The organism is Mucilaginibacter sp. OK268 (assembly GCF_900103125.1).
GTDB lineage: Bacteria > Bacteroidota > Bacteroidia > Sphingobacteriales > Sphingobacteriaceae > Mucilaginibacter.
On sequence record NZ_FNJV01000016.1, the window covers coordinates 61934 to 70986 of the forward strand.

Annotated in this window: 6 protein-coding genes; 4 read left to right on the forward strand and 2 right to left on the reverse strand. The window is 41.2% G+C overall.

The window, feature by feature from the left end; genetic code table 11:
* Positions 1 to 91: 91 nt before the first annotated feature.
* Complete coding sequence (locus tag BLR84_RS29450; RefSeq protein WP_176852192.1) at positions 92 to 1177, reverse strand: glycoside hydrolase family 5 protein; 1086 nt, start codon at positions 1175 to 1177, stop codon at positions 92 to 94.
* Positions 1178 to 1293: 116 nt separating this feature from the next.
* On the opposite strand from BLR84_RS29450, the gene BLR84_RS29455 reads away from it, so the two are divergent.
* The 4 genes from BLR84_RS29455 (at position 1294) to BLR84_RS29470 (ending at position 8283) form a co-directional block, all read left to right on the forward strand.
* The gene (locus BLR84_RS29455; RefSeq protein ID WP_090473846.1) at positions 1294 to 2640 is read left to right on the forward strand and encodes a sensor histidine kinase; all 1347 of its coding nucleotides are present in this window, start codon (positions 1294 to 1296) and stop codon (positions 2638 to 2640) included.
* A 13-nt stretch (positions 2641 to 2653) separates the two neighbouring features.
* Entirely contained in the window at positions 2654 to 4738 is a 2085-nt protein-coding gene (locus tag BLR84_RS29460; protein ID WP_090473847.1) for a cellulose biosynthesis cyclic di-GMP-binding regulatory protein BcsB, read from the forward strand.
* A gap of 124 nt (positions 4739 to 4862) precedes the next feature.
* Positions 4863 to 6707 (forward strand): glycosyltransferase, encoded by a 1845-nt coding sequence (locus BLR84_RS29465; protein ID WP_090473848.1) that lies wholly within the window; start codon positions 4863 to 4865, stop codon positions 6705 to 6707.
* A 10-nt stretch (positions 6708 to 6717) separates the two neighbouring features.
* Positions 6718 to 8283, forward strand: coding sequence for a hypothetical protein (locus BLR84_RS29470; protein ID WP_090473849.1), 1566 nt, complete (start codon positions 6718 to 6720; stop codon positions 8281 to 8283).
* 96 nt (positions 8284 to 8379) lie between these two features.
* On the opposite strand, the gene BLR84_RS29475 is transcribed toward BLR84_RS29470, so the two are convergent.
* On the reverse strand, positions 8380 to 8763 hold the full coding sequence (locus BLR84_RS29475) for a nuclear transport factor 2 family protein (RefSeq protein ID WP_090473850.1): 384 nt from the start codon (positions 8761 to 8763) through the stop codon (positions 8380 to 8382).
* Positions 8764 to 9053 lie beyond the last annotated feature (290 nt).

The following is a 9053-nucleotide window of genomic DNA, read 5'->3' on the forward strand; positions in this document are numbered from 1 at the left end:
TGTCCACGCTACGCCCGCAATGACGGGTGGAGAGAAGAGGCGCTTGGTCGGGTGAGTCTACTGCGCAATAAATCAGCACTACCTCACACGTCTACCGCACAAACCCAATAGCCTCCTTCATACAAACCGGCAACGTATTTAGGGCAGGTTTACCGGTAAACAAAGAGAACGATCCGCTATAATCCCAAAGCATACCCGGAATGTTTAGCCGTTTAAGGGCCACCCGCATAACTTTAATATAACGACAGCGGCTGTCGAGATCGGCGTATTTATTATAAACACCATATTCGCCACAAAGTATGGGCACATTATACTTATTGGCCCAGTCCTTAGCTATCTGTAGCTTATCATTAATGGAACGCTCGTTACCATCTTTATTGTACTTGTTATAATTGAGTTCGCCATCGGTTCCTTTGGCTTTTGGGTTAAGGGCTGGAAAATTTTCCGCATTATAAGGAAATGATACCCCGGTTGTTGCCACCTGGTCGCCCACCCAGGCTGCGCCCTGATGGGTAAAAAAAAACGGTTCATAAAAATGAAACGTATAAATGATGTTCTCGTCGGCCAGGCGTACAAAGCGGCTCAGTTCATAAATGCTATTATAATTGGATGCGCCGATGATGAGGGTATGTCGTTTATCAACTTTCCGGATAGCGGTTACTATATTATAGGCCGCGTCTTTCCACACTTTGGGGTCAATTCTGGGCGGTTCGTTATAAAGCTCAAAAAAGACATCATCGGCGCTGGTATGAGTATACCGTTTTACTATTTTTAACCACTGATTAATAATTATAGGTGTTTCCACCAAATAATTGGTATCATTTAACTTGCCGTAATGGTAATCAATCACCAGTTTAAATCCATAATCGTGGCATTGTTTTACTACCTGGTCAATCCGCTTGTATACCTCTTCATCGGGTATGTGCTGCTCCTGAAACCAGCTAAAAGCTACGGGTAACCTGATACTTTTAAAGCCCAGTTTTTTCAATAACTCCAGATCGTTTTTTTTTAAACCTTCTTCCGCAAACGTTTGTTTAACCCATGTTTGTTCCAGCCATGAAATGCTGATGCCATTATCCAGACTTTGCGCCCGTTTAAAAGCCAGCGAACGGGCTTGCGGCATTTTTGGACTGCTTTTTGCAAGAGCGCCAGCAGTTGATACTATGAGTATTAACAAATAGTTTAAGATTTGCGTTAAAAGAATTACTCTGCCCCTCATCTCTTAAACCTTAAATGATAAAAACCCATAAAAAAACAGGAGTTGATTTTAATTATAATTTAAGATAACGAATAATGTTTGTTCAAATTGCAAAAGACGAATTAATAAAAGAGACCTCGAAAAAAGCATGGTTCCAAACCAATAATATTATTTGGCCCATTATTTTGCTTTACCCGGTTTTCAGTATTGTTGATTACGTATATGCACCAGAAATTTGGATACAGTTTTTTATTGTAAGGTTGATCACCAGCGCTTTGATATTTGGCTTGCACGGGCTTTTTACTGCTAAAGGATATGATTACCGTTTGTTGCTGCATATCAGTTTCTTTATGCTATCAGTAACATCGGCGCTTTTATGCAATATTGTAAAGATCCAGAACCTTAATATTTACTACCTGGTTTTTGCAACCATCGTATTGTTCTTTAACCTGCAGGTATTTTGGGAGCCTTTTAACTCCTTTATAGAGGTACTGGTAGCCTTATTGCTACTGGCTATATTTTTCAATTTATTCAGCGAATATAACCTCGATATCGTGATCAGTAATGGCGGTCAGTTCTTTTTTATAACCGCTATTATTTCATGTATTATCCCCGGCACCCGTTACAAGGTAATGCGGAGGGATGTACGCTCGCAGATACTGATCGAAAAATCAAACGAACAACTTAAGCAGCAAAATGCCGACATTAATGCCAAAAACAACCTGATCGACGCGCAATATGAACAGTTACGCAAAATTGACGGGCAAAAGAACAGCTTTATTAATATAGCCGGGCACGATCTTAAAAACCTTATTGGCTCGGTGGTGATGAGCAATAACATGATCAAGGAAGAAGATTATCGCCTGAGCACCGATCAAAAAGAGTATGTGGGCTATATATCGGAGTCGGCCGAAAAGATGCAATATCTGCTGAACAGGCTGATGGACGTGAAAGAGATCGAATCGCCGGAGATGCAGTTTAACCTGGAGATATTTGATGCCAATACAGAAGTTGCGCACGTTTTCAGGGGCTTATACGAAACCGCGCAGATGAAAAACATCCATTTGACGGATAACATCCTGAAACTGCCCCTCAATGTTAAGCTCGATCGGGTATTTGCCGGTCAGGTATTTCAGAACTTACTGTCGAACGCCATCAAGTTTTCGCAAACCAATAACGATATCCGGGTGGTAACCAGCCTGCAGCGCCAGCGCTTTGTTTTTGAGATCATTGACGAAGGCATAGCCATAGGCCAGAAGGAATTGGACATGATGTTTAATAAATTAAAAACGCTTAATGATACATCAGGCGTTAATGAAAGTCGCCTTGGTTTGGGGCTTTCCATTGCCAAACTAATGACCCAGGAAATGGGCGGCGAACTAAGCTATCGCAGTGACGATAACGGTAATTATTTTAGAGTTGAGTTTTACGTTATAAATTAATATTTACAACCAGATGAATAAATTTTTAGCCCTTTTAGCCTTTGTATTTTTAGTTAATACATCGACGCAAGCACAAAGTATAGTAACTTTTAAATCGCTTGGGCATGAAGACGATGTGCTGTACGGAATGAGCGGAGCTAATTCATTTTATGTGAAGATAACCCCGCTTACCGAAATGAATGGCAGCAAGCTGGTATTGTATTTTGAGCCATCACAGGCTTTGATCAAAGAGCGCTCGTACATTAACGTGGTTATTAACAACAAACCCGCGTATAGCGGCCGGTTAACCAGGGACTCCATACAGAAGCTTACCCTTAACCTGACCCGCGCGGATCTGTCGGCAGACAAGTTCCTGAAGATCCAGGTAAAAACCCTGTTAACCATCAGCGATGATGAGTGTAAGGATCTGGATAACCCGGCTATGTGGTTAAAGATTAAAAATTATTCATACCTGGCATTACTAAAAAGCAATAAAAGCTTTTTTGATAACGTAAACATCAGCAATTGCTTCGACTCCAAACGGGCCATTGTTTATCCTGCAAACCCAAGCCTGCATGACTTGAAGGCGGTGGCATGGGCCTACGCCAGGTTAAAAAAGACACAAACCCGCAACATCCAGGTATTTGAGGAAGGTAAATTACCTGATAGCGTACGTAACTATATAGAGGTTGGTAACATAGCAAGCTTACCTGCAGCTCAACGCGAACTGATAAAAGTAACCCCGCAAAGTGATCAGGGTTTATTTTACCTGCACAAATCGGTAGGCATGGTTACCGATACCAACACCCGCATGGTTGCAGCGCCAAACGGTACCCTTACACCAGTTAAAACCATCAGCCAGGAAAACGTATCTAAAGAAATATTATTTATTACCGGTGGCGATGATAATGGTTACGAAAAAGCTATTACCGCTTTGGGTAACATGAATATCCTGAACTCCACCTATGGCGATTACCTGCTGATCGAAAAAGCACAAAATACTTTCTTTAAAAGCATCGACGAAAACCGCTCCAAATTATCCCTGAAACAAATTGGTGGAATCAGCGACTTTTTATCGGGCATTGGTTCACTGAAAAGTGCTTACTCCTTTAAAAACAGCGACTTTAGCTTTACACCAAAAGAGGTAGAGATCCACTTTGTGGCCAATTACAGTGGTTTAAGTCCCGGCGACCGTGGTTTCTTTAACATTTACCTGAATGGCCTGCTCATCAGCAGTGAGAAATTGGACGCCTCAGGAAAGTTAAATACTTCTATCACCATCAACCGTTATCAGCACCATAAATACAATACGCTGGAAGCTGAATTCAGGTTTTTCCCAACCAGCGGCCATTGTAAAGACAGCTTCATCAATTTCTTTGCCGAGGTTGACGTTGATAAATCATACCTGGAATCAAAAAATCCATTCATCACCAGCAACCTGAGCTTTTATCAATATCCGGAAGCCTTCAATACCGGTACCACACGTGTATTAATAAGCAGGGACTATGCAAAATATGCCGCTGCCGCCCTGGGAGAAATTATTTATGAGCTGAATAACAACATCAACGCTAATAACTTCCCTGAGTTTGTTTATTCGGACGGGATACAGCCAGATGAACTTAAAAAGTACAACATCATAGCGCTACTTTCAAAAGATGATAAACTGCTGAAAGAGTTTTCGGAAGCACCAATACAGTTCGACCGCGAGTTCCGGCTGTATAATACCGACAACCATGATCCTGTTTATTCCCTGTCAGATACGGTATCAAACGGTTTGGCCCAGATATTTTACGGACATAGCAATAATGCAACACTGGTACTTACGGCCACCGGCAAGCATATATCTGAGGCATTTTTAGCGGTATCCAAGTCTATTACCGAACAGCTTTCAACGCTATCGAGCAACGTTTGTATATCTGATGTTAACTCCAACAAATACTTGTTCAACATCAATAAATCAAGCGAAAACTTGGAGTATGTTGATACTAAAACCGGTTTAACCCGTTTCTGGGACAACTATAACCTGTACATACTGTTGGGTTTACTGATCCTGATATTATTGTCATTCCTGTACGTTCGTTCAAAAGTTCAAAAATCACAGGAGTTGTTTAACGATTAATCCGAACGGAGAAACAAGAGTCAAGAAGCAGGAATCAGGACAAAAAATAAATGATTTCGGATTTTTCTTGACTCTTGGTTCTTGACTCTTGATTCTGGCTTTATTTTAACATTTATATTTAAATATGAGTATTTCTATTCCTGAACTTTTGGTTAACGACGGGTTCATCACACCAGGCGATCAGGAAAAAATCAAACATTTTTCAGAACGGTCGGGCATCTCATATACCAAGATCGCTTTGAACTTTGGTTATATCTCCCGTAAAAATTACGAGCGCTCTTTAAGCAACGCGGGTTTTACCTTTGCACCGGTAAGGGAAGAGGCCTTTGATACCGAAATACTCAAAAAGATCGATCTCAAATTTGCTAACGATCATATCGCCTTACCGCTCCGCATCGAAAACAATAAGGTAGTGACCTTAATGAGCGACCCGAGCAACCAGCTGTTTATTGAATTTATCAGGTTCACTTATGATCTGGAGCCCCACATCATTGTAGCCAGCGACCTGGACATTACCTGGTTAAGCCATAAACTACTGGGCGAAAAATATGTTAAAGCCTCCGTGTTTGAGCTTTTAAGACGCGATCCTGATAGCTCAGCATCCACCACCTTTACCAGTCCGCAGCTCATCACTATTTTTATTATCATCAGTATCACCGTTATCGGGTTGGTGCTGAATTTTAAAAATACATCTATCATTATCAATGTTATCATCAGTACATTTTTCCTGATCGCTATTATTTTTAAGCTGTTCCTGGCCCTGGTGGGTTCGCGCTTTGAATTGCATCAGGCGGTAACCAAAACCGATGTGCGGGATATTGTAGAAAGCAGTCTGCCGGTTTACACCATATTGTTGCCGGTTTATAAAGAAGATAAGCTGATCAAAAAGCTGATCTGGAATTTACAGAGTCTGGATTATCCCCGCGAACAACTGGATATTAAACTGCTGATTGAGGAAGATGATGATAAAACATTACAGGCGGTTCAAAATCTGGATTTCCCGGGTGTTTTTGAAGTGATCGTAGTGCCTTTTCACATGCCTAAAACCAAGCCTAAGGCCTGTAATTATGGTTTGCATTTTTCAAAGGGCAAATACCTCACTATTTATGATGCCGAGGATATTCCCGATACCGATCAATTAAAAAAGGTAGTATCTCTTTTTGCCAAACTGCCGCAAAATTATATCTGTGTACAAAGTGCGTTGAACTACTTTAACCGGAACGAGAACTTCCTGACACGTATGTTTACGCTGGAATACTCCTACTGGTTTGATTATATGCTGCCGGGATTGGATACTTTGGATATCCCCATTCCGCTGGGAGGTACCAGCAACCATTTTAAAATGGACGCCCTGATAGAGTTAGGCGCCTGGGATCCGTTTAACGTGACCGAAGATGCCGACCTGGGTGTGCGCGCTTACGCCAAAGGTTATAAAATAGCCATCATTAACTCCACCACCTACGAGGAGGCCAACAACGAGCCTATTAACTGGATACGCCAGCGTTCGCGCTGGATCAAGGGTTATATGCAAACCTACCTGGTACACATGCGTAACCCGGCGAAACTGGTTAAAAAAATTGGCTGGCGGGGTTTCTGGGGATTTAATTTCTTTATAGGCGGCACATCGGCTACGTTTTTGGCTTATCCGCTTTTACTGGGCATATTTATCAGTTACCTGATATTTGATTTTTCGACCATGCGCACCCTGTTCCCTGATTGGGTATTATTTATGGCGATATTTAACCTGATGGTGGGCAACATCCTCATGATCTATATCAACATGATGGCGGTATTTAAACGCAGGTATTTTGAGTTGATATTATTTGCTATTGCCAACCCGGTTTACTGGTTGATGCACTCGGCAGCGGCATATATGGGCTTGTACCAGTTAATAGTGAATCCTTTTTACTGGGAAAAAACCAATCACGGATTAAGTAAAGTTAATAACCCAACAAACGTTATTAAATAAGATTGTTGTAATGAAGATTTCAAAAAATCAATATCTCTTTATTTTAACCCTGATACTTGGCGCATACTACCTGGTGATCGGTATTTATTTAAATCACCTGGGTTATTATAACCAGGAAAGCATTTTTTACATCGAAAAAACCAAAATAGTTTTTGAGGGATGGGGTAACCGTATCAAGGTTATGGGCCTTACATCGCCCTTACTGCCATTTTACAACACCTTTATTTTTAGCTGGCTCGACTCCTACCTGGCTCCGGTAATAGCATCGGCCATTGGTACGGCTGTTTTATTTTACGTTATTGCCGGTACATTAACCAAGCGCATCGAAGACGATTTTTATTTGTACGTGCTGTTATTGTTGTTTTTTCTGCACCCGGGTTTGTTATACACAGCCTGTTCGGGAAAATCCATTTATATGGTACTCATCTTCTTTTTCCTGTTCTTTTTTAACCTGCTCAAGTTTTATCGTTCCAATACCACGTTTCACGTTTCGCTGGCCAGTATTTGTTTGGTGATCCTGATTTTTTGCGATTACAAATTTATCTGGCTCACGCTGTTCTTTGTTCCGCTGGTATTGGCTATCACGGTTCAAAGCTTAAACCTGGGCGAAAAGGAATCCATTTTCCGTTTGTTTTTGAGTTTTAATAGTCCTTCGCTGCGTCGTAAGCTTATCAATAAAACCTTTGCTATTTATATCATCCTGTTTATTTTACCCGTAGCATCGGTGATCTGTTATAAGCTGCTCAATTTAACGCATGCCAATGATCTGAACTACTTTATCGAGAGCCCTTATGCCACCTGGAACGTACTGGTTGATAAGCTTAACTTTGATATTGCTACTACCAGCGCCAACTACCAGCTGCCGGAGCTATCCATCATGGTATCGGTAAGGGTGATCTATTTTTGTCCGCTGATATTGGTAGCTATTTATCTTTTCAGGGAAAGCACTTATCAGGCCTTAACCATTTTAACACCCTTTGCTTTTATAGAGTTTCTGCACATTAAATACGATAAGATATTTTTGACTTACGAGTATTACCTCATTTTTCTGATCCTGTCATTACTGTGCCTGGTATTTAAGGCGCAAACGGTAAAGCGGCAAATGGTATTTAAGGTGATATTGTTTTTTGTAGTATTGATCCAGCTGTATACCGGGTATATTTTCCTGAGCGACTCCTTAATAACCGACGAAAAAAGATTTATAACCACGCTTACCACGCGCAAACCGAATACAGATCAGGAAGAAAGCATGGAACTGGCCGATGTGATCAATAGTTTACCCAAAACTTCACGGGTACTGATGGATGATGCCGTATCCTACCCTATCGCGGCATTTACGCACGACATCAAACAATTGACCCTACCTTACCAGGACCTGTTTTTGAGCGCTATAGAAACACCATACCGCTACAACGATTATATCCTGATAGCGACAGCTAAAAACCCTTTTACCGGCTATACCCAGTTGAATAACCGGTACATCCCGCTCATTAAGATAGTGAACAGCGGCGTAAATTACCAAAGAGTATACGAAACCGACAACTGGATCCTTTACCGAATTGTTTCCACACAATAGAATTTTCTATATCTTATCATATCCTAACAAAAGAAAAACCCGCTGGTAATGGCGGGTTTTCTGTTAGAATATTTATGGCTGAAGTGATCCCATTGCCTATTGTTCTTCATTCAGAATAGGTTTACCCATAACAAACCAGGCTTTCGTAATCTTATTATCCGTTACCTCATATATACAAACGGCATCGATATGCCCCAGCCCTTCCGGAAAGGTGCGGGAAACAATTTCAGTATCAACCACTTTATTGTTCAATACTATTCTACTAACCAATTTCCCAAACAGATTCGGCTCTTTAAACCTGATCAGATGACGCTCGCGTATGGCGGCAGCACCACTGGCTAATAAGGTTGCGGGATGTTCAAAGTATTGAGCATCGTCGGCCCAATTTTCCATAAAGGCGTCAATGTCTTTATTGTTATAGGCATCGAGTTGCCTTTGAACAACAGCTTCGATAGTGGATGGAGATACTTCTGCCTTCATATTTTTAGTACTTTTTGCTACAGGTAATATCGCGAATAGTTTTGATGCTGAGTCCCGTTAAGGATGAAATAAAAGAGCTGATAATTAAGGATACTTGTTGATATATATATAAACTATAAGTTAGCTTATATATAACCAAATTTAATAGATCTTCACAAAAATTTCAAGGCACAAAAAAGCCCTTGACTGATCACTCAGCAAGGGCTTGATTTAAGATTGGGCACCGACCTACTCTCCCACGTTTTACCGCAGTACCATCGGCTCTGGCGGGCTTGACTTCTCTGTTCGGA